General features: G+C 37.6%; 14 protein-coding genes. 5 read left to right on the top strand and 9 right to left on the bottom strand.

Translation table 11 applies throughout. The annotated features are described in order from the left end of the window. From ABN763_RS15635 to ABN763_RS15670, 8 genes are all read right to left on the bottom strand, one after another. Positions 1–3,481, bottom strand: a 3,481-nt coding sequence (locus tag ABN763_RS15635; RefSeq protein ID WP_410486435.1) for a BspA family leucine-rich repeat surface protein, incomplete at its 3' end; no start/stop codon positions are given. Positions 3,482–3,717: 236 nt separating this feature from the next. Next, the gene (locus ABN763_RS15640; protein ID WP_410486436.1) at positions 3,718–4,227 is read right to left on the bottom strand and encodes a hypothetical protein; all 510 of its coding nucleotides are present in this window, start codon (positions 4,225–4,227) and stop codon (positions 3,718–3,720) included. A 17-nt stretch (positions 4,228–4,244) separates the two neighbouring features. Next, complete coding sequence (locus ABN763_RS15645; RefSeq protein ID WP_410486437.1) at positions 4,245–5,762, bottom strand: hypothetical protein; 1,518 nt, start codon at positions 5,760–5,762, stop codon at positions 4,245–4,247. An 88-nt stretch (positions 5,763–5,850) separates the two neighbouring features. Continuing rightward, a complete protein-coding gene (locus ABN763_RS15650; RefSeq protein WP_410486438.1) occupies positions 5,851–6,471 on the bottom strand; it encodes a response regulator in 621 nt (206 codons plus the stop codon). A 41-nt stretch (positions 6,472–6,512) separates the two neighbouring features. Further along, positions 6,513–9,359, bottom strand: coding sequence for a two-component regulator propeller domain-containing protein (locus tag ABN763_RS15655; protein WP_410486439.1), 2,847 nt, complete (start codon positions 9,357–9,359; stop codon positions 6,513–6,515). A 143-nt stretch (positions 9,360–9,502) separates the two neighbouring features. Continuing rightward, entirely contained in the window at positions 9,503–11,152 is a 1,650-nt protein-coding gene (locus tag ABN763_RS15660) for a pyruvate dehydrogenase complex dihydrolipoamide acetyltransferase (protein WP_410486440.1), read from the bottom strand. Between the two features lie 4 nt (positions 11,153–11,156). Next, positions 11,157–12,155: a pyruvate dehydrogenase (acetyl-transferring) E1 component subunit alpha gene (gene pdhA / locus ABN763_RS15665; RefSeq protein WP_410486441.1), complete on the bottom strand. Its 999-nt coding sequence runs from the start codon at positions 12,153–12,155 to the stop codon at positions 11,157–11,159. A 146-nt stretch (positions 12,156–12,301) separates the two neighbouring features. Then, positions 12,302–13,027, bottom strand: a complete 726-nt coding sequence (locus ABN763_RS15670; RefSeq protein ID WP_410486442.1) for a TrmH family RNA methyltransferase — start codon at positions 13,025–13,027, stop codon at positions 12,302–12,304. Between the two features lie 15 nt (positions 13,028–13,042). On the opposite strand from ABN763_RS15670, the gene ABN763_RS15675 reads away from it, so the two are divergent. The 3 genes from ABN763_RS15675 to accD are packed head-to-tail and all read left to right on the top strand — an operon-like array spanning position 13,043 to position 17,664. Beyond that, entirely contained in the window at positions 13,043–15,631 is a 2,589-nt protein-coding gene (locus ABN763_RS15675; RefSeq protein ID WP_410486443.1) for a BamA/TamA family outer membrane protein, read from the top strand. Positions 15,632–15,681: 50 nt separating this feature from the next. After that, entirely contained in the window at positions 15,682–16,749 is a 1,068-nt protein-coding gene (fbaA, locus tag ABN763_RS15680) for a class II fructose-bisphosphate aldolase (RefSeq protein WP_410486444.1), read from the top strand. A gap of 57 nt (positions 16,750–16,806) precedes the next feature. Beyond that, positions 16,807–17,664 (top strand): acetyl-CoA carboxylase, carboxyltransferase subunit beta, encoded by an 858-nt coding sequence (gene accD / locus ABN763_RS15685; protein ID WP_410486445.1) that lies wholly within the window; start codon positions 16,807–16,809, stop codon positions 17,662–17,664. Between the two features lie 500 nt (positions 17,665–18,164). Here the strand turns inward: accD and ABN763_RS15690 are convergent, their stop codons facing one another. Beyond that, positions 18,165–19,028, bottom strand: coding sequence for a hypothetical protein (locus tag ABN763_RS15690; RefSeq protein ID WP_410486446.1), 864 nt, complete (start codon positions 19,026–19,028; stop codon positions 18,165–18,167). 306 nt (positions 19,029–19,334) lie between these two features. Here ABN763_RS15690 and rpsO point away from each other — a divergent pair, with 306 nt between their 5' ends. Continuing rightward, positions 19,335–19,604 carry a 30S ribosomal protein S15 gene (rpsO, locus tag ABN763_RS15695; protein ID WP_410486447.1) on the top strand — a complete coding sequence of 90 codons (270 nt, stop codon included), beginning with the start codon at positions 19,335–19,337 and terminating at the stop codon, positions 19,602–19,604. Positions 19,605–19,817: 213 nt separating this feature from the next. After that, positions 19,818–22,034 (top strand): polyribonucleotide nucleotidyltransferase, encoded by a 2,217-nt coding sequence (locus tag ABN763_RS15700; RefSeq protein WP_410486448.1) that lies wholly within the window; start codon positions 19,818–19,820, stop codon positions 22,032–22,034. Positions 22,035–22,065: the final 31 nt, after the last annotated feature.

Below are 22,065 nucleotides of genomic sequence, written 5' to 3' on the forward strand. Positions count from 1 at the left end.
TTGTGATGGTGGCTGTATTGTTAGCATCTAAGGTCAGGGTGATATCCTGAGTCACTACTACTGGGGCTACACTGTCTGCTACCGTAACGGTGGCAGTGGCGGTACTAGTGATGCTGCCTTGTGTGGCTGTTAGGGTGACGGTATTGGTTCCAAGATTCGAACAATCAAAGGTATCGATATCCAAGCTTAATGTTGGGTTACTGTTACAACCACTATTAGAACCGTTATCGACATCTTGTGGGGTGATGGTCACCGATCCATTGGCATCTAACTGCACCGTAATATCCTGCGCGATTGCAGTCAGTGGTTGATTCGGGTCTTCTTCTACGGTCACGACTGCTGTGGCCGTAGCTGAATTACCAGAAGCATCTGTCACTGTTAGGGTCACTGTGTTCTGTCCAAGATCGGCACAAGTGAAGTTTCTTTTACTTATTGCAAAAGACGCTCCACAATTATCAATACTACCGTTATCAATTGAGGTAATAGCAATAGTAGCATTCCCTGATGCATCCAACTGTATGGTTGTATCTTGTGTGATCACCGTTGGCGGAATAGTATCGATGATCGTCACCACGGCTCTTGCAATATCATTGTTACCGCTATTATCTGTGACGGTAAACACCACTTCATTAGTTCCAAGATCGGCGCAGGTGAAATTTGTTCGATCCAAATTGATATTTGATATCGCACAGTTATCAGTTGATCCATTGTCAATATCGGATGGCATGATTGAGGCTTGCCCATTGGCATCAAGTGCAAGAGTGATATCTTGCACAACAGCAATGGGTGCTTCATTATCTACCACTGTAATCAGTGCAGTATCCGTAGCTGTATTAGGGCCTTCTGCGGCAGTCAACGTTACTGTAATGGGCGTACCTAAATTGGAGCAATCAAAAGAAGAAATATCGAGGCTTAAAGCTGGTGAGCTGTTACAGCCACTACCTGAACCATTATCAATGTCTTGCGGAGTAATGGTGGCTTGTCCGTTGACATCTAGTTGTACGGTGATATCCTCGGCAATGGCTGTTAAAGTCTGATTAGGATCTTCTTCGATCGTAACTATAGCGGTAGCCGTTGCCACGTTGCCAGAAGGGTCTGTTCCTGTCAGGGTTACGGTATTTGGACCAAGGTCATTACACGTAAAGCTGGAAGGTGATACAGAAAAAGCTATACCGCAGTTGTCTGTACTACCATTTTCAATTGTAACAATAGCTAAGCTGGCATTACCTGAAGAATTAAGTTGAATGGTAACATCCCTTGTAACAACCGTGGGTGCAATATTGTCCTCAACGGTTACCAATGCTATTCCTGTGGCAACATTCCCCTCATTGTCTGTTATCGTTAAGGTTACCGTATTGGCACCAATATTCGAACAATCAAAACTGGTTACATCCAAGGCTCGTGTTGCTATACCGCAGTTATCTGTACTACCATTATCGACATCAGTCGCTATGATACTTACCATGCCGTTCATATCTAATTGTACTGCAATATCTTGAGTCACTACAGTAGGATTTATGCTATCCTCTACAGTTACAACAGCAGTAGTACTATCTGTATTCGCACCTTCTGTTGCCGTTAGGGTAACGGTATTTACGCCTATATTTGTGCAATCAAAAGTGGTTATATCAAGGCTTAATGTTGGGGTGCTGTTACAACCACTTCCAGAACCATTATCAATGTCTTGCGGGGTAATACTTGCTTGTCCATTAGAATCTAACTGCACCGTTATATTTTGTGCTATCGCCGTCAGTGGTTGGTTGGGATCCTCCTGAACGGTAACAATAGCAGTTGCAGATCCGGTATTCCCTTGAACATCTGAAATTGAAAGTGTGACTGTATTGGCTCCCAAATTGGCACAGGTAAACGATGAAATATCTAATGAGGCAGTGTTCAAATCAATTTGACAATCATCAGTACTTCCATTTTCTACATCCAGAGGTTGAATTGTAGCATTACCTGAACCGTCTAGCTGTATAGTAATGTTCTGAGTAATTACTGAAGGTGCGGTCGAATCAGTTCCTTGTCCTCCATCAGTAATTGACCAGTTATAAGTGTTAATCAGATTCGCTCTGGCAGAAGCACCAGCACAATAGGTTGAACTACCAAAGTCTAATGTTATATTATTTTGCAATGACGGTAGGCTATTCCATCCTATCAGTAAACCATCATAATTCTGAGATGATAATGTTACACCACGGAACATATTATTCATATTGGATACGTTACCTACATCCCAATTGCCCAAATCTTGATCAAAATTGGAAGCGCCATCAAACATTTGCTCTGTAGTTACTGCATTCGACAAATTCCATCCCCCGATATCTTGATTAAATACTATGGCATTTTCAAAAACTCTTCGAAACTGGGTACTCCCGCCAACATTCCAACCTCCTATACCCTGATTAAAGGAACTTGCTCCACTAAACATTCTGTTGAAGTTTGTCACGTTAGAAACATCCCAACTTCCTATATTCTGATTAAACACTGTTGCATTTTCAAACATGCGTGATGTTAAAGTAACTGATGATACATTCCATGAGCTAATATCTTGATTGAAAGGAGTTCCTTCGAACATTCTTAGCATGTCAGTCACATTCGACACGTTCCATGATCCGATATCTTGATTAAAACTTGTATTTGTAAATAGCGCTGCCATATCTGTAACGTTGGCAACATTCCATAATCCGATATCTTGATTAAATACTGCAGCCCCATTAAACATCTCTCTCATACTAGCTACATTAGTTACGTCCCAAGTGGTCACATTTCGATTAAAAGAAGTCGCATCCTTGAACATATTGGACATATTGGTGACATTGCTTACATCCCATAAATTTAGGTCACGGTTAAAGTCTCTGCATGCATTGAACATGTTTGACATATTAGTAACACTGCTTACATCCCAGGAATTTAGAGGTTGATTATACCTATTTGCTCTTTGAAACATTCCTCGCATATTTGTGACATTACTTACATCCCAATTACTTATGTCGCTGTTAAAAAAAGTAGCATTCTCGAACATAAAGGACATGTCCGTCACGTTTGTCAAATTTGGTGTATCAGTTGCTACAATGCTTAACAAAGCGCAACCTTGGAATGCATTTGCCATTGAAGTCCAAGGGTTAGGACCCCATTCGCGTACTCTAACTATCTTAAGTGTAAGAGCATTTGTATTATTTTGATTGAAAAATATCCTAGGAAAACTACCCGTTATTGTTACGATATAATTCCCTGTTGTTGCATATGTATGATCGATGTTTCCAGTTACACCAGCGTTAGGTAATGTACCATCACCCCAATCTACAGTATAGTTATAACCAGTTCCTGTTGTGGGAATGGTTATTGTCCGCTGGCCAACCGTACTCCCTGTGATGCTCCACTCCGTAACAAAAGCTTGAGAGAATAAAGCAGGAGCTGTAGATAACAATAGCATTGTAAGTAGGTACATCCATCTGTTTGGAATTTTTGTGGCTTTCATAATTTGTAAGATTAGTATTGAGCCAAAAATATGTTCACAAAGAGGTAAGTTGGACTACATGGTTGATGTAGATTTCAGATATGTAAAAAAGGTAGAATGGTCAATTTACTGGAATAAAAAAGACAGGTACTGACCTGTCTTTTTCAATCAAATTTCAGTAAGAAATAGAAGTATTACTAACTATATCATATTGGAATTATGATTTCTATTTAATCAATAGTATCACCATAGGGCAATCATTTTTTGCTATTATCGCCAAAGGTGTGCATAAAAAACCGTTCTCCTGTATTTTGATTTATCGCTATTAATGAGGTTTTTCCCGGAGCCCGAAGTATCGCGTGAAATTGAAACGTATCATTACCTGAAACATTCAACGTATTTCCATAGGGCAACCATATTTTTCTATTTGGGTTATTTTGAAAATCATTTGTCACATAGGTTTTTCCGTTAGGTTCTATCGCCCAAAAAACCGTTCCCTTATTACCATGACTAATGGCTTGAAATTGAAGTGGCTCCTTATTATCTCGTTTAATAGGCTCCCCATATTTTTTCCAATCTCCACTTGTTTTTTTATGGTCGTAAACAATGTTATAATTAATATCCGCTGTTATTTTATCTATGGCTAATACCATAAGACCATCGGAACGTTTTACAACTAAAGTTTCAAATTTTTGTGCCGATGTATTTGTACATGATCCCGCCATAATACTAACTGTTATTATTAAAATTTTATTTACAAACTTCATATTATTTCAATTTACCATTAATAGGCGTTCTCTTTACTCATTTGCCAAGGCCCTCTGCCCGCTTGAGTGAATTGGGTAGTATAATCCATCTTCTTGGCACTATCACTTCCTTTGAACGGTTTACGTAGCGCTCCTTTTTTAAGATAAAATTTACCATCTCCACCCTTAAAGGAATATTCAAAAACCAGTAGGCTGTATCGCTCTACCACATAAGGCCTACCCAAAGCGTCTTTTTGTTTAATTTCCAGATCGTTCCATCCGCTAATCGGAACAATTTTGATTATTCCTTTTTCTCCTTTTTTAGCAAGTCCCTCTTTAATAAATGGAATGTACTTTTGGCTAGCTGCAAATTCTTTTTCGAACTTCATGTCATTAATAGAAGCCTCCTCTATTTTATTTTGAATTTTCTGAGTAAACTGGTCGAAACCTTCTTCAACTATAACTTTTACCGACTGCTTAATTGGCATCGTTCCGCTTCCTCTAAAAAGGCTTAGATTAAGCGTGTATTCACCCGGTAAAAGTGCACCCAAGCAGGCTGCTAGTACTTTTTTATCGTTGTCAGCTACAAAGGCATAATTATCAGTATTGTACGTACTCAAGTCAAGCAGTAAATTTTCATTAAAGTAAGCTTCATCATAGGCCTTGGTATTTACTATTTCGCGCTTTCCTTCCCCACAAAAAGGGGCGCCACCTTCTATAAGAATAGAATAGGTGACTTTGGCAATATTCTTTTCTCTATGTGTTTGGTAATCATAGTATACAAAATGAAACCCTTTATTTACCCCATCAGTATTCGCATTAAGAGTAATAGTATTTGAGAATTGAGATGGATCTTCTTTACCGATAAGAATTGGTTTCTCAGAAAACAATAGTTTACCAGCATTCTCTTTATGAAAAGTACTTGTCATATTTTTACTATAAGTTGAGTTCATCTCTTTCTCCAACTTCTTTTTTAGATAGATGATATTATCTAATGCCTTTTTAACACTGGGTTCATTTGGAAAAAGCTCAATATATTTTTTTGAAGATTTCTCCACCATATTAAGTTCAGCTTGTAGTGCTATTAACCTATTTGCATTCGCTTTACCTAGATTACCCAATTCGTATTGGTAATGGCTTTGAATTTGTTTTATATCTAACACTGGTTGATAACCACCTGTTTTCCAGGATTCTAATTTGTCCTTCCAATAACTTGCATATATTTTCCTACTCCGCTGCGTATAGCTTTCGTCCCTGCCTTCGGTATCTATATAGGTTTGCTTCGCTTTTATTAAGGTTTCCACATCTTCGACTGTGTATAAAAACTGCACATCGTTATTTGGCCTATTTTGTTGTAATACCTTTGTTGCTGATGAAAAAATTTGACCAATCCTATCGGAATCAGAGGATGAAGATTTGTTTAAACGGCTTGCTTTGCCATTAGCTTTCATCTGACCTTTCTTTGTTTTTTTTGTAGGAGATTGAGCACTTAAATCGACATGAATAAATGCACAAAAAAGCAACATCACAACACAAATTTGCTTCCATGCTTTCATAAACAGAAATAGTTTTTATTAACAATCAAATGTAATTTGAGAAGTCTGTATGTTGTACTACATGGATAATGTAGATTTTGAAAAGTATTTAGATCAATCGTTGATCGTTAGCTTTTTTAATAGCTTCTTCTCTGGTGCATACCTGTAGTTTATCATAGATATTTTTAACGTGAAACCTAATGGTATTGATACTGATAAACATGGTATCGGCAACGCTTTTATAGCTTTTCCCAGACGCTAATAGACTAAGCACTTCTGTTTCACGATCAGACAATATACTTTCTGGTGCCTTTTGAAATGATTGCACCACCATTTTTGCTATATGTATGCTCATTGGTGCTCCTCCATCAAGCACTTCATCCAAAGCACTAATTAACTGACTTGAGGTTGCATTTTTGGTTAAATAGCCACTGGCACCTGCGCACAATGCATTAAAAACAGTATCCGAATTTTCATAAACCGTGACTATCAGGATATCAATGTCAGGAAATTGGGCCTTAATTTTTTTGGTACCATCGACACCATTCATCCCAGGTAGTTCAATATCCATTAGAACAATACGCGGTTTGTCACTTTTCAAATTAGCCAGGGCGTCTTCACAATTGTCGTAAATGCCAACTACTTTATATTTTTCAGTCTTGTTAATATGTGATGTAAACCCTTTGCTTAAGGGAATGTTGTCTTCTACTATAACAATAGGTTGTTTCATCTGCACATTACAAAGTTATCACTTTAAACACCTAAACGATACTACATATTAGGTGTAGTTTTTCCGGTGAATATGATCGCTGTTCCCGAATCTTCTTTTGAATTGATCGTTAAAACTCCATCTATTTTACTAGCTCGTTGCCTCATATTATCGATCCCATGGTTTAACCTAACATTAGAAGCGTCAAATCCTATTCCATTATCACTACAACAAATCGTAAGCATATTTTTATCATAAGTAAACCCGAGTTTAACCAAATCAGCATTTGCGTGTTTTACAGCATTGGTCATGGCCTCTTTAAAAATAAAGATGAGTTGTTTGCTCCAATAATAGGGCAGCTTCACATTGGTTACAATAGATTTTTCCACCACAAAATCAATTGAAAACTGCCTAAAATATTCTTCACCAAAATCAGATAGATAGGTAACTACTTCTTCCAAATAATCGCTTTCTGATTTTAATGAAAAAATAAAATCCTTTGTTCCTTTAAAAAGATAATCAGCATCCGAAGATATTTGATCTATTAGTTCTTTATCATCATCATTTATTCGCGATTCACCTTCCGTAAGCAGATTTGAGAATATTGATATTCGTGCTAATCTATTACCCAGATCATCATGAAAGTCTCTTGCTACATTTTCACGAACATTGCTAAGTTCGCTTTCCAAAATTTCCTTACTGTCAATAATCGCCTTTAATTCCTGACTTCGCTTTTTTGCTTTTTGAACTTGCTTGTGTGCAACAGATGTGATGACTAAAACGAAGGCGCCAGATATTAATGACAGTATTCGCCAATCTTTGTTCCAAGGTAATCTCTTTATAAAAGAAAATACTTTTTCCTCAGTCCAAAGGCCATCTTGTTTTTTAGCTCTGAAGGAAATAGTATGTTTCCCTCTAGAAAGGTCACCAAAATCCAATATCCCAACACTTTTAGATGCTGTACTCCATTGTTTTCCATCGAGGTTATATTGAAAAACAAGAGATTTTGATCTGTTAAGACTTACTACATCATAAACAAAAGCAGACGACTTCTGCTCGATATTTAAAATTGGAGGAGCGCTTAATTTAACCTCTTCATTGTTATTAAAAACAGTGATTCCCTGATCTCCACCAATCCAGACCATATTATCGTCACTTTCAGCAATGACCTGTACATAAGGAGAGCGTAAGCCTGTTTCTGTTGTTATATTTATGAAAGTATTATTTTTTAAAACCGAAACTCCGTTCTGAGTACCTATCCAGAGATTATCTCTATGATCATAAGTTATGTAGTTAATATCATTATGAATTAACCCAGTTTTTACATCAAAATTACTACTTCCTTTCTCTGTTATTAACCTTAATCCTTTGGCTGTAGCGATCCATAAGCTATCACCATGTTTTAGAAATCTCTTTAATTGACTGCTTGGAAGCTTTTCTCCTTTAATAGTTCCCGATATAAAAGAACTATTTAAACTATCAAAAAAATAAGCTCCTGTTGTGGTTGCGATCCAAATATTTTGATCATAAAAAATAGCGTCATGTATATTTCCATCAGGCACTGGACTTATTCTTTCAATATCGGGCATTTTTATACTATCCATATATATTATCTTGCCAATGGAATCTAACGTTTTAGTAAAAAAAGCTTCTTTTTCTATGATAGCCCGGTTGTTAACATTCTTCTTGTGATCCACAGAGTTTACCACTACTTTTTGATCTAAAATTGATAAGCTTTTACCAAAACCAACCAACCGCGTTTTACTAAACACCTTTTTTTTGTGAAATTTCACTAAGTAATTTGGCGTAAGCGCAAAGGTGGTATCGTTGCGATGAAGAATATCGTTAATCATGGTCTCAGGCAAGTGATCTTTCGTAAAATAGTCCAATTGCTTTTCACTTATTTGATAGCAGAAAACACCATCGCCATAAGTAGTTATCCAAATATTACCTTCATGATCTTGAATTACATCTGAAATAGTAGATTGTGTATTAACTGTTTTGTTCAAATGTTCAATTTGATCAGTTTCTGTATCATATAAATATGCATTTTTAAAACCCTTTATATTAGCGGCTAGTACCAAAAGTTTACCACTTTTAGTCCTTTTTACCGATACTATTTCTTGCTGTTGAATGTTCAGTTCAATAGATTGTACTATTTCATTTTCATTAAATACTATTATTGTCCTATTTTGAGTTGCTACCATTAAATTATTATCAAGGCTTGAAATACTATTGATCGTTCTTCCTTTTAAAAAATGAAAAATAGGTGTCAAGCTCCCATGATCACCAACTTGATATACCCCTTCAAACTTATAATCTTTCTCATTGTAAATAGGACGACCATAATGAAAGTATAAACTGTTATTGACAACGGTGAACTTTCCGTTAGTGCGATCAATTGACGCATGCTTATGTTCTAAAATACTCAAAGAATCATCTAAAGAAACCCCCAGTATGATCCTTTCATAGTTGTTTTCATGCTTTCTATAAAGGAGATTTCTCCGTGTATGACGAACAATTATATCTTTTTTGAAAAGCTGAACATTATTAATTTTTTCAAATGCATTTGGTTGAATATTCGGATGTATTACCTTATCATTCTTAATAAATTGTAGTCCTCCCCCCCATGAAGCTAAAATCATCTGGTTAGTTTTGTCATCTTCGATAATATCAATGATGTAATTACTTCTTAATCCGTCATCAGTATTCAACGTTTTAAATTCCCTTCCGTCATATTTTGCTAACCCATTATCGGTACCTATCCATATATAACCTTTAGAATCCTGAAAAATACCATACGTAATATTGTGAGGAAGCCCATCTACTGTGGTGTAATGAATAATTCTTTGTTGGCCTAAGCCTAGGATCGAGAACGTAAATACTAGAAAAAAAAGAAGGAATCGCATACCTTTGAAATATACGAAATAGCCCAAAACCAATACCCTACATATTTCATGTAGTTCACACCAAATTTTGAGCAAAAATTAACCCCAAGTATATACCTGGGGTTTTATCAAAATGCGAAAATACGTGAACAGTATAATACGTCCTATACCAGCATAGTCACAGGATTCTCTATGTATGACTTTAGGGTCTGTAAGAATTGTGCCCCAGTAGCACCGTCAACTGTACGGTGATCACATGCAAGTGTTACTTTCATAGTATTACCAACAACGATCTCACCATCTTTCACTACCGGTTTTTGAACGATTGTACCTACTGATAGGATAGCCGAATTTGGTTGATTAATAATCGATGTAAATTCCGTAATACCGAACATTCCAAGATTAGATACCGTGAATGTGCTGCCTTGCATTTCTTCTAAGGTCAATTTTTTATCGCGAGCCTTACCGGCCAATTCTTTTACTTGGGCTCCAATTTGACTTAATGTCAAGTGATCAGTAAACTTCACTACAGGAACGACTAAGCCATCAGACACTGCTACGGCTACACCAATACTAATATGCTTGGCGTATTTAGTAACATCATCTGACCAAACGGTATTGACTTGCGGATGCTTTCTAAGTGCCATTGCACATGCCTTAACTACCATATCGTTAAAGGATATTTTGGTATCAGGCAATGCATTCATTTGCTTTCTAGAAGCCATTGCATTGGTCATATCTAACTCAACCGTTAAATAATATTCCGGCGCAGTGAATTTGGATGCCGAAAGACTTTTGGCAATTGCTTTACGCATTTGTGAGTTTTTCACTTCTTCCCATACTTCTTCTCCAGCAGGTACAAATGCACTTATTCCCAGCGAACTTGCAGATGAAACAGGAGCCGCGCTTGACGGTGTGAAATTTTCAATATCTTTTTTAATGATACGACCATGATCCCCTGTGCCGCTTACTTCAGCAAGATTAATACCTTTTTCCTCTGCTAATTTCTTAGCTAAAGGCGAAGCAAAAATGCGGCCATTTGAAGAGACTGTAGCGGTCGGTGCCTGCCTTTTTTCTTCCGTTTTTTCTGGTGTAGTTTCTTTAACTGGAGTAGGTTCTGCTTTTGGTACTTCTAAAGCCTTTCCATCACCAAGACCACTTCCACCTTTTGAGAAGCTATCTGCCACCCCAGAAACATCAGTTCCCGCAGGGCCGATAATAGCGAGAACGCTGTCAACAGCTGCCGTTTCTCCTTCACCTAAACCAATATGCAACAATGTTCCTTCATGGAAGGATTCAAACTCCATAGTGGCCTTGTCCGTTTCTATCTCCGCAAGAATATCACCTTCTTCAACTTTATCACCAACCTTCTTCAGCCAGCTGGCCACAGTACCTTCTTCCATCGTGTCAGAAAGACGAGGCATCGTAATCACTTGCACACCAGCCGGAAGCTCAGCACTTCCTGACGTCATTGGTGTTGATTCTGATTTTGGTTCCGCTACGGGCACTTCTGCTGTTGTCTCAGTCTTAGCTGGTGCTGCTCCATTGCCATTTAGTAAGCCTGAAATGTCTTCTCCCTTTTCCCCTAAAATCGCTAATAAAGAATCAACCGGAGCTGTTTCTCCTTCTTGCACACCAATATGTAATAAGACTCCTTCATTAAAAGACTCAAACTCCATGGTTGCCTTATCTGTTTCGATCTCAGCGAGGATGTCCCCTTCTTCAACTTTTTCTCCAACCTTTTTCAACCACTTAGCCACCACGCCTTCTTCCATGGTGTCACTAAGTCTCGGCATATTTACTACTGTTGCCATTTAGTTATAATTTATGGGGTAAAAATGGATAATCTTTTTGTTCGTAAACCGCATCGTACATTACCGCTTTTTCCGGGAACGGAGAATCTTCAGCAAACTGCTCGCATTCTTTTACCAACGCTTTTACTCGCGCATCAATCTCATCGATCTGCTTTTGAGTGGCATACTTTTTCGATTTAATCACCTCCAAAACTTGAGTAATCGGATCTATCTTCTTGTATTCTTCCACCTCATCTTTAGTACGATACTTTTGCGCATCAGACATTGAATGTCCTCGATATCGGTAGGTCTTCATTTCTAAAAATGTTGGACCACCACCTTTTCTTGCTCTTGCAATGGCCTTATCCATCGCCTTCGCAACAGTTACAGGATTCATACCATCAACCGGCTCGCTTGGCATTTCATAACCCAAACCGAGTTTCCAAATATCTTCGTGATTTGCTGTTCTCGCAACCGAAGTTCCCATTGCATACCCATTATTTTCACAAACAAAGACTACTGGTAAGTTCCAAAGCATAGCCAAGTTAAATGATTCGTGTAACGAACCTTGCCGTGCAGCACCATCACCAAAATAGCATAGCGTCACCGCATCACTATCATTATATTTATCACCAAAGGCCATACCTGCACCTAGTGGTATTTGTCCTCCTACAATACCGTGACCTCCGTGAAAACGTTTTTCTTTTGAAAAAATATGCATCGATCCGCCAAGACCATGTGAAGTTCCTGTTGCTTTACCATATAATTCGGCCATTACTCTACGGGGGTCAACCCCCATACCTATTGGCTGTACGTGATTTCTATACGCTGTGATCATACGATCTTTACCCAATTCCATGGCATGCAATGCTCCGGCAAGTACTGCTTCTTGACCGTTATATAAATGCAAGAATCCGCGTACCTTTTGTTGTATATAAACTGCCGCTAACTTGTCCTCAAACTTTCTCCACAACAACATATCTTCATACCACTTGAGATACGTTTGTTTTGTAATTTTTTTCATTTAGTTGATCGAATTTACGCTTACTATTTTGCAACAATGCGAAAGACAAAAATACTATATAATTGATTAACCAAAAAAGGGTCGATAGCTTTTGTTAGATTGATAAAAAACCGTCTTTTTATTGCATTTTTATCAATACAAAAAAATTAAGGTCTTCTAAACTCATTTAATAAAATGGAAGTAGCCATTGCAACATTTAAACTCTCGGTTTTTTGAAGGGTGCCAAAGCGAGGAATGGTCACCGGATGCGTAGCAAACTGTTGAACACTTTCTGAAATTCCGTTCGCTTCATTACCCATAATTAAGACAGCATCTTGTGGCAGGGTATCAGCGTAAATAGAAGCACCATTCATTACCGCTGCATAAATAGGCCTACTTTCTTTACTCAAATAGGTATCAAGATCAGTATATATTACTTGAACACGAGCAATTGAACCCATTGTGGCTTGCACCACTTTAGGGTTAAAACAATCAACCGTCTGCTCACTACACACCAACTGCACAACACCAAACCAATCGCATAATCGTATAATGGTCCCCAAATTTCCAGGGTCACGAACATCATCTAGCACAACAGTCAGCCCTTTTTTAAAAATTGCTGGTTGTTCAGGGATTTTAAAAACAGCCAAGACCTTATTAGGTGTCTTTAAAAAACTTATTTTTTGTAGTTCTCTTTCAGTAATATGAAATATTTCTTCACCAGTAACAGCTATTTCATCATCAATAGTGGTGCATATAAAAGATAGCTTAAAAGCAGAATTCTTCAACTCATTAATTACCTTTAACCCTTCGGCTACAAAGAGACCATTTTTAGTTCGGTACTTTTTTTGCTGTAAACTCGCTATTAACTTATACCGGCTTTTGGGTAACATACAAATAGTGTATTTTTGAACGCGTTATTATTTTTTGGCAGAATATTGAAGCTAGGCATCGCAAAAATAGGAGTATTAATTGTAATTAGTAGCCTAATCGTTTCGTGCAACACTATTAAAAAAGTTGGTGAAGATGAATTACTTCTTACTGATAATATACTTATCGAAAATGGTGAAAAAATAAAAGATGACGCTTTAGAAAGTTTGTTCTATCAAAACCAGAATAGTAAACTTGCTGGTATTCCTTTACGACTTCACATTTTTAATCTTGCACGCGACAATCGGGATTCCATATTTAAAGCATGGGTAAACAGCAACGAAAAGCGTAAAAAACGCCTTTTTAGACGCTACTCAAAAAAGCAGGTAAATGAAATGGGAAACTATGCTATGGGTTTTAACCGTTGGTTACGAGAAACAGGTGAACCTCCCGCAATAATTGATTCATCAAAAACAGAAAAAACACGACAAAAAATCGAGTCATATTACGACAGCAATGGTTTTTTTAATAATACAGTAGTCGATTCTTTGGTTATGGAAAAAAAGGAACGCCGAGCCCGAATATATTACAGCATTACCACTGGCAATCCTTATTTTATTGACTCGATCACTGTGAATATTGAGTCTCCTGAACTTGACTCAGTATATCAACAACACAAGGACAAATCGTTTGTTAAGCAAGGTAAGCAGTATAAAAATCGTGATTTTGTGCTTGAACAAGCGAGGTTAAATGAGCTTTTTAGAAATAATGGCTTTTTTAATTTCCAAAAAAACTCGATTCACTTTTATCCTGAACGCGATACTATTGCATCACATAATGATTATATGATGCCAACGGAGTTATACATTTCTAATCGCACAGTTAGAGACACTGGTGACGGTAATGATACTGCATCTTATAAGATCCACACGGTAAAACGAGTTAATATTTTTACCGACAATAAATCGATTAGTGAACGGGAAACGGCAAACGACAGCATCATTGATGGGAACTATCACGTGTATTCATCTGACGAACTTAAATTTAGACCCAAAGCATTAACGGATGCCACTTTTATTATTCCGGGAACGATTTATAGTGATAAAGCCAGAATTCAAACCAATCGTTCGTTCAACAAACTACAAACATTTCGTTATCCTAATATCGAGTACGATTATATAGGTGACTCTGATACCGAGCTCGAGGCTAATATTTTCTTGATTCCTAGAAAACGATTTTCTATTCGTCCCAAAATAGAATTTTCACATTCAGATATTCAGGATTTCGGTGTGTCAGGAGGTATTGATTTTACGGCTAGAAATGTATTTAGAGGTGCGGAAACACTGCAGCTTTCCTTGAGTGGCACCTTGGGTTCGACGAATGATCCTGCAAATAATGATAACCGATTTTTTAATATATCAGAAATTGGTGGTGACCTGAAATTGGACTTTCCACGGTTTTTCTTCCCATTTAATACAGAGAAGATTATACCAAAGTACATGCTACCCACGACACAGATTTCATTAGGGGTCAGCCTACAGGAAAACATAGGATTAGATAGACAAAATTTTACCAGTATCCTACGCTATAATTGGGACTCATCTTTAGTCAATTCTCATTCGTTTGATCTTATTAATATTCAATTTGTAAACAATAAAAACATCAATAATTACTTTGAAGTTTATCGCAATTCATACAATGAGTTAAATGGAATTGCCCAAGACAATATTGGTCTGATTAATACTGATTATCTAAACACTGAAGGGAATTTAGCCATCCCGTCAGGGACAGATAATTTTATAGCCGATATACTAGAGGGTCGCATCAACCTATCGAATGCTGAAGAACAGGAGATACGAAACATCGACGAACGCAAAGAGCGGCTAACTCAAAACAACCTGATTTTTGCTACCAGTTATACGTTTACCAAAAACAATCGCCAAGGTTTTTTAGATAATAACTTTTCGCAGTTTAGAACCAAGATAGAGTTTGCCGGCAATCTACTATCTGCATTATCTGGCGCACTAAATTTTGAAAAAGAGGATGATCAATTTAAGGTATTCGACGTTGCTTTTACCCAATATGCTAAAACCGAAATTGACTATATAAAGTATTGGCAATTATCTACTGATGATGCACTAGCATTTAGAACCTTTGCCGGAATCGCAATTCCATACGGTAATTCATCTAACATTCCATTTGCGCGAAGTTATTTCGGTGGTGGTTCAAATGACAACCGCGCATGGCAGGCCTACTCATTAGGACCGGGAAGATCAGGTAGCCCAAACGAATTTAATGAGGCTAACTTCAAACTTGCAGCCAATCTTGAATATCGTTTTAAGATGTTTGGAAAAATAAATGGGGCGCTATTTGCTGATGCAGGTAACATTTGGAATGTTTCTGACGACACTCCTGATGAAGATGCCGTCTTTAATGGTATCGAGTCACTAACAGACATTGCGTTAGGAACGGGGTTTGGTATTCGTTATGATTTTGGTTTTTTGGTACTTCGTTTAGACACTGGCTTTAAAACCTATGATCCTGCCTTACCTGAAAACGAGCGTTGGTTTCGCAACTATAATTTTAGTAATGCGGTATATAATATTGGCATTAACTATCCATTTTAGGTCGATTATTATTACATTTGTCGCTTCATAACAACCACAAAAAAACGTAAATGGGGCACAACATTAAACCCGGAGTTGCTACCGGAGATCAAGTACAAGAAATCTTTAAACTTGCTAAAGAAAAACAATTTGCTTTACCGGCTGTAAACGTAATAGGATCTGACAGTATTAATGGTGTTTTAGAGACTGCAGCAGCATTAAATTCTCCGGTAATAATTCAATTTTCTAACGGAGGTGCTCAATTTAATGCGGGTAAAGGTTTATCCAACGAAGATCAAAAAGCCGCAATAGCGGGATCTGTTGCAGGTGCACATCATGTACACTTATTAGCCAAAGAATATGGGGTGCCAGTAATATTGCACACTGACCATTGCGCTAAGAAACTATTACCTTGGATAGATGGTTTACTTGATGCCAGTGAAGCACACTATAAGCAACATGGTATTCCTTTATATAGTTCGCATATGATCGACCTATCGGAAGAGCCCTTGGAAGAGAATATTGAAATTTGCAAGCGCTATTTAGAGCGAATGAGCAAAATGGATATGACCTTAGAAATAGAACTAGGTATTACTGGTGGAGAAGAAGATGGTGTTGATAACACCGATGTCGATGACTCTAAATTATACACGCAACCTGAGGAAGTAGCGTATGCGTATGAAGAGCTTATGAAGGTAAGTCCACGATTTACCATTGCAGCTGCTTTTGGAAATGTTCATGGAGTATATAAACCAGGAAATGTGAAATTGACACCGAAAATTCTGAAAAATTCGCAAGAATTTATTTCTGAAAAATACGGCGTACCGCATAATTCTATTGATTTTGTTTTTCATGGTGGATCCGGTTCTACTGTAGAAGAAATAAGAGAATCAATTGGATATGGTGTAATTAAAATGAATATTGATACTGATATGCAATATGCATTTATGTCAGGTATTCGTGATTATATGGGTGCAAAAGCCGATTATTTAAAGTCGCAAATTGGCAACCCTGATGGTGACGATATCCCAAATAAGAAATATTACGATCCTCGTGTATGGCTGCGTGAAGGAGAGAAGACATTTGTTGAACGTTTAAAAAAGGCTTTTGAAGACCTTAACAACGTAAACACATTATAATAAAAACCCTCAAAAAAGCTGATGTTGTAACAAACATCGGCTTTTAATTTTATTGATATGGCTTGGTTTAAACGAAAAGAAAAAGGAATACAAACAGCAACTGAGGACAAGAAAGATGTACCTGAAGGACTGTGGTATAAATCACCTACTGGTAAGGTGGTTGATTCAGAAGAACTAGCAAAAAACTTTTATGTAAGTCCGGAAGACGGCTATCATGTACGTATTGGTAGTAAAGAATATTTCGAGATCTTATTTGACGAAAATAAGTTTACAGAATTAGACGAAAAATTATCTTCAAAGGACCCGCTTAAGTTCACTGACACCAAAAAATATACCGATCGTTTGAAGGCAGCACAAGAGAAAACTGAACTTAAAGATGCTGTTCGGTGTGCTGTTGGAAAATCGAAAGGCCGTGAGTTAGTAATTGCCTGCATGGACTTTTCTTTTATCGGCGGATCAATGGGATCTGTAGTTGGTGAGAAAATTGCCCGAGCAGCTGATTATTCTTTAAAAAATAATATTCCCTTACTCATCATTTCAAAATCTGGCGGTGCTAGAATGATGGAGGCCGCATTATCATTAATGCAACTCGCAAAAACTTCGGCAAAACTAGCCCAATTAGCAGAAGCAAAAATACCATACATATCATTATGTACTGACCCAACTACCGGGGGTACTACTGCTTCGTTCGCAATGTTAGGAGACATTAATATTGCTGAACCCGGTGCATTAATAGGTTTTGCTGGACCACGCGTGGTAAAAGATACCACAGGCCAAGATTTACCGGACGGATTTCAAACATCTGAGTTTTTACTAGAACATGGATTTTTAGATTTCATATCGCATAGAAAAGAACTAAAAAACAAAATCAATCAATATATTGATCTGATAGGCAATTTACCGTTACGCGAGTAATAAGATAAGTCATTATCATCTAAACCCTGACCCGAGCGTCGGGGTTTTTTTATAAGTTATAATTAAAATATTATATTAATTAATGTTAATAATTATGTATTTCATCGATTAAATAATGTTTTTAATCTTTTTATCGAATTTAATTAATATTTTAGCTGTGTAATTGATTTTAAGTTAAATCTAAATAGCATCACCACTTCATTCCATACAAAAGCAATAATAGTTTTCCAAGAAGAATTGATAAATGTGGGAGATACTTATGATGTGACCATTACCGGAGAAACCCCGGTTCTTATTAACTTAAAAACAGCGCAATTAACAGCCCCCTAATAAAAGCATTATAGCTTGTTGCTATAGTCATGTTGTTTAGTAGAAAGTCCGCCACCCTATTGGCGGACTTTTTCATTTGATAACAAAGTGAAAAAGCACAAGTAACTAGTTACTTGTGCTTTTACCAACTAAGGGCAACCCCCCTGAAACATATAATCAAACAAGACTAACTAAATATCAAGATTAAATCGTCTTAATCGCACTTCTTCGCTGGTACCATCAGGATAGGTAAGTGTACCAAAAGCATCACAACTACCATCACCAAAATCTAAATTAGCTGATTGGTCTTGTCTGGTAATTTGCAACACTCCACTAACCAGAAACCTACACGACCATTCTCTTCGAAGCGCTGTAAGCACTTCTTTTTTATAGGTAAATCCATTACGATTAGTAAAGGTCCAATTTCCAGTTATTAAAAAAACATTATCTCCCCAAAAACCAGTACCAAAGCCTTCTATCCACTCGCGGGTTTTTGTGCCCCCCAATACTGCAGTTGTACCATCGGGCCACGTTGCAGTAATATCTCTGGTCACAGTTGCTTGTGGATTTCCGTTGTCGTTACTGCGTACTCGCATTGCTGTTTTACCACCTTCAACAGCAACTTCATTGAAGGTAAAGTTTTCAAAAGTTATACTCAATGTCTTCGACGCTGCAGTCATATCTTTAGCATAACTAAGATTAATTATACCAGATAACACATTGCCCCCACGAAGTTCACAACCTGCTCCAAAATCAATGGTTTTTTCAATACTCGTGCTAGTTTCCACTGTAGTTACGGTTACACAATCTGGTAAAAAATCAGAAATATAGCCTTTGCCAGTTACGGATGCCTCATTCGCGGCATAAATGTCATCGACTACATTTAACACTTCTTCTGACATCGCATCGGCTTCATCAGTAAGACTAATTTCATCCAGTGTTAGCTTGGCGGTAACCAATTCGTCAGTTTGCACTTCTTCGTCATTACAACTTGAGAAAAGCAGCATGCCACCTGCGGCTAATAGGCCAGCATACATTTTAAGATTTGATTTCATAATAAAAGTTTTAATGTTAATAATTTTAAGACTTACCTAATTCAAAAAGGTTTAATCTGATTTAAAACATTCAAGATTTTACTGCTTGCGTTAGTGATAGCAACACCACACTTTTCATTACTCATTGCTTGGGTAAAAACAATAAAAAGATATAGCAAATAACACAACTCACCGACTAATACAACGTTTGGAATGCCTGTCAAATTTTACTGAACCATAATTTTTAATTGTTAATTATAATAGTATCTTTGCACGCTGATATGAAAACCATATCAATACATAATAATCATTTACATAAATATTAGCATGTACTTAACTAAAGAAGTAAAAGAAGAGATCTTTGCAAAACACGGAAAATCAGCGACTGATACCGGATCTGCAGAAGGTCAGATTGCATTATTTACACACAGAATTAACCACCTAACGACGCATTTGAAGAAAAATCAGAAAGATTTTAATACAGAGCGTTCGTTGGTAAAACTCGTAGGTAAGCGTAGAGCACTACTAGATTACTTGGCAAAGAAAGATATCATGAGATATCGTGCCATAGTAAAAGAATTAGGATTAAGAAAATAAGAAAAAGAGGCCTTGCTGCCTCTTTTTTATTTTAATAAACTGGCTACATGCCGCACTTAGTGAAAGCTAAGTTTTTAACGAAAAAGCTTTTTTCAAGTTTTTCATTGGTCTCGCGACGAGCTCGCATACAACTACAACACAACCCTGTCCGTCCAGGAAAGGCGGAGACCAAAGTTTAACACAGTCCAAGGTATGGACTGTAATTAATTATTTATGATTCCACAAACTTATAAAGAGGTCATTGACCTTGGTGATGGTAGAGAAATTTCTATTGAAACCGGAAAACTAGCCAAACAGGCACATGGTTCTGTTGTGGTACAATCAGGTAAGTGTATGCTTTTATGTACCGTTGTATCCAATTACAAAAGTGCTGATGTCGACTTTTTACCACTAACTGTAGATTACCGTGAGAAATTTGCGGCTGCAGGACGTTATCCTGGTGGGTTTTTTAAGCGTGAGGCACGCCCAAGTGATGGTGAAGTACTAACTATGCGTCTGGTTGACCGTGTATTACGTCCATTATTTCCAAAAGATTATCACTCTGAAACACAGGTGATGATTCAATTAATGTCGCATGATGAAAATGTAATGCCAGATGCAATGGCAGGATTAGCAGCTTCAGCAGCTATACAATTATCCGATTTTCCATTTGAATGTGCGATTTCTGAAGTTCGTGTAGGACGTGTGAACGGAGAATTTATTGTCAATCCTAGCCGCGCGCAGTTGGCAGAATCTGATATCGACATGGTCATTGGTGCATCTGCCGATTCAGTAATGATGGTTGAGGGTGAAATGGAGGAGATTTCTGAAGAAGAAATGACCGAAGCAATTAAGTTTGCTCATGAAGCTATTAAAGTACAATGTGCTGCTCAGGAAAAATTAGCTGCAGCTGTTGGTAAAAAAGAAGTACGTGAATACGAACCCGAACGTGAAGATGAAGATTTAAAAAAGAAAATTCACGAAATGGCATATGATAAAGTCTATGCCGTTGCCAAGGCCGGTTCTTCTAAAAAAGAACGTGGTATGGCATTTTCTGAAATCAAAGAGGAGATTTTAGCTACTTTTTCAGAGGAAGAATTAGAAGATATTGGAGACTTGGTTTCTAAATATTACGGAAAAGCAGAAAAAGCAGCGGTACGTGATCTCACTTTAAATGAAGGACTGCGTCTAGACGGTCGTCAGACCACAGAGATTCGACCAATTTGGTGTGAAACTGATTATTTGCCATCCGTACATGGTTCGTCTATTTTTACTCGCGGCGAAACCCAAGCATTAGCTACCGTTACTTTAGGTACTTCTAGAGAAGCCAATCAAATTGATATGCCTTCACATGAAGGAGAAGAAACATTTTACCTTCATTATAACTTCCCTCCTTTCTCAACTGGTGAAGCACGTCCAATTCGCGGTACGTCACGTCGGGAGGTAGGACACGGTAACTTGGCACAACGCGCATTAAAAGGTATGGTACCTGAAGATTGCCCATACACTGTTCGTATTGTTTCTGAAGTGTTAGAGTCTAACGGTTCTTCATCTATGGCAACTGTATGCGCAGGTACAATGGCAATGATGGATGCGGGCGTACAAATGAAAAAACCAGTTTCAGGCATTGCAATGGGATTAATATCTGATGAAGAAACAGGAAAGTATGCTGTATTATCAGATATTTTAGGAGATGAAGACCACCTTGGTGATATGGACTTTAAAGTAACTGGTACTGCTGATGGTATCACTGCCTGTCAAATGGATATTAAGGTAAAAGGGCTGTCGTACGAAATTCTTGTAAATGCATTAATGCAAGCAAGAGATGGTCGTTTACACATTCTTGAAAAATTAACTGATACGATTGCCGCACCACGCGAAGATGTTAAGGATTACGCGCCAAAAATGGTCACAACTCGCATTGCAAATGAGTACATCGGTGCACTTATTGGTCCTGGAGGGAAGGTGATTCAAGAGCTTCAAAAGGAAACAAATACTACCATTGTTATCAATGAAGACCCTGAAACGGAAGAAGGAATTGTTGAAATTTTAGGTACCGGTCAAGAGGGCATTGATGCTGTACTCGCAAAAATCGATTCTATTACGTTTAAACCAGAAAGAGGTTCGGTTTACGAGGTGAAAGTGATCAAAATCTTAGAATTCGGAGCTGTCGTAGAGTACGTAGAAGCCCCAGGAAACGAAGTGTTACTTCACATTTCAGAATTAGCCTGGGAACGCACAAATGACGTAAACGATGTGGTAAAAATGGGCGATGTTATGGATGTAAAATACTTTGGCGTTGATCCTAAAACTCGTAAGGAAAAAGTTTCAAGAAAAGCCTTGTTACCAAAACCCGAAGGTTATCAGGATCGCCCGCGTCGCGACAACAATCGTGACAATAACAAACGCCGCGATAACAATAGAGGCGATAGGAAACCGAGAGAAAATTAAGAGTAATCTTTATTCCCTAATAATAGCAGAA

The sequence above is a fragment of the Spongiivirga sp. MCCC 1A20706 genome (assembly GCF_046524175.1).
Taxonomy (GTDB): Bacteria; Bacteroidota; Bacteroidia; order Flavobacteriales; family Flavobacteriaceae; genus Spongiivirga.

Coding starts and splice junctions, on each gene's coding strand:
- ABN763_RS15640 (WP_410486436.1), bottom strand. CDS start 4,227: ATGAAGTTTGTAAATAAAATTTTAATAATAACAGTTAGTATTATGGCG.
- ABN763_RS15645 (WP_410486437.1), bottom strand. CDS start 5,762: ATGAAAGCATGGAAGCAAATTTGTGTTGTGATGTTGCTTTTTTGTGCA.
- ABN763_RS15650 (WP_410486438.1), bottom strand. CDS start 6,471: ATGAAACAACCTATTGTTATAGTAGAAGACAACATTCCCTTAAGCAAA.
- ABN763_RS15655 (WP_410486439.1), bottom strand. CDS start 9,359: ATGCGATTCCTTCTTTTTTTTCTAGTATTTACGTTCTCGATCCTAGGC.
- ABN763_RS15660 (WP_410486440.1), bottom strand. CDS start 11,152: ATGGCAACAGTAGTAAATATGCCGAGACTTAGTGACACCATGGAAGAA.
- pdhA (WP_410486441.1), bottom strand. CDS start 12,155: ATGAAAAAAATTACAAAACAAACGTATCTCAAGTGGTATGAAGATATG.
- ABN763_RS15670 (WP_410486442.1), bottom strand. CDS start 13,027: ATGTTACCCAAAAGCCGGTATAAGTTAATAGCGAGTTTACAGCAAAAA.
- fbaA (WP_410486444.1), top strand. CDS start 15,682: ATGGGGCACAACATTAAACCCGGAGTTGCTACCGGAGATCAAGTACAA.
- accD (WP_410486445.1), top strand. CDS start 16,807: ATGGCTTGGTTTAAACGAAAAGAAAAAGGAATACAAACAGCAACTGAG.
- ABN763_RS15690 (WP_410486446.1), bottom strand. CDS start 19,028: ATGAAATCAAATCTTAAAATGTATGCTGGCCTATTAGCCGCAGGTGGC.
- rpsO (WP_410486447.1), top strand. CDS start 19,335: ATGTACTTAACTAAAGAAGTAAAAGAAGAGATCTTTGCAAAACACGGA.
- ABN763_RS15700 (WP_410486448.1), top strand. CDS start 19,818: ATGATTCCACAAACTTATAAAGAGGTCATTGACCTTGGTGATGGTAGA.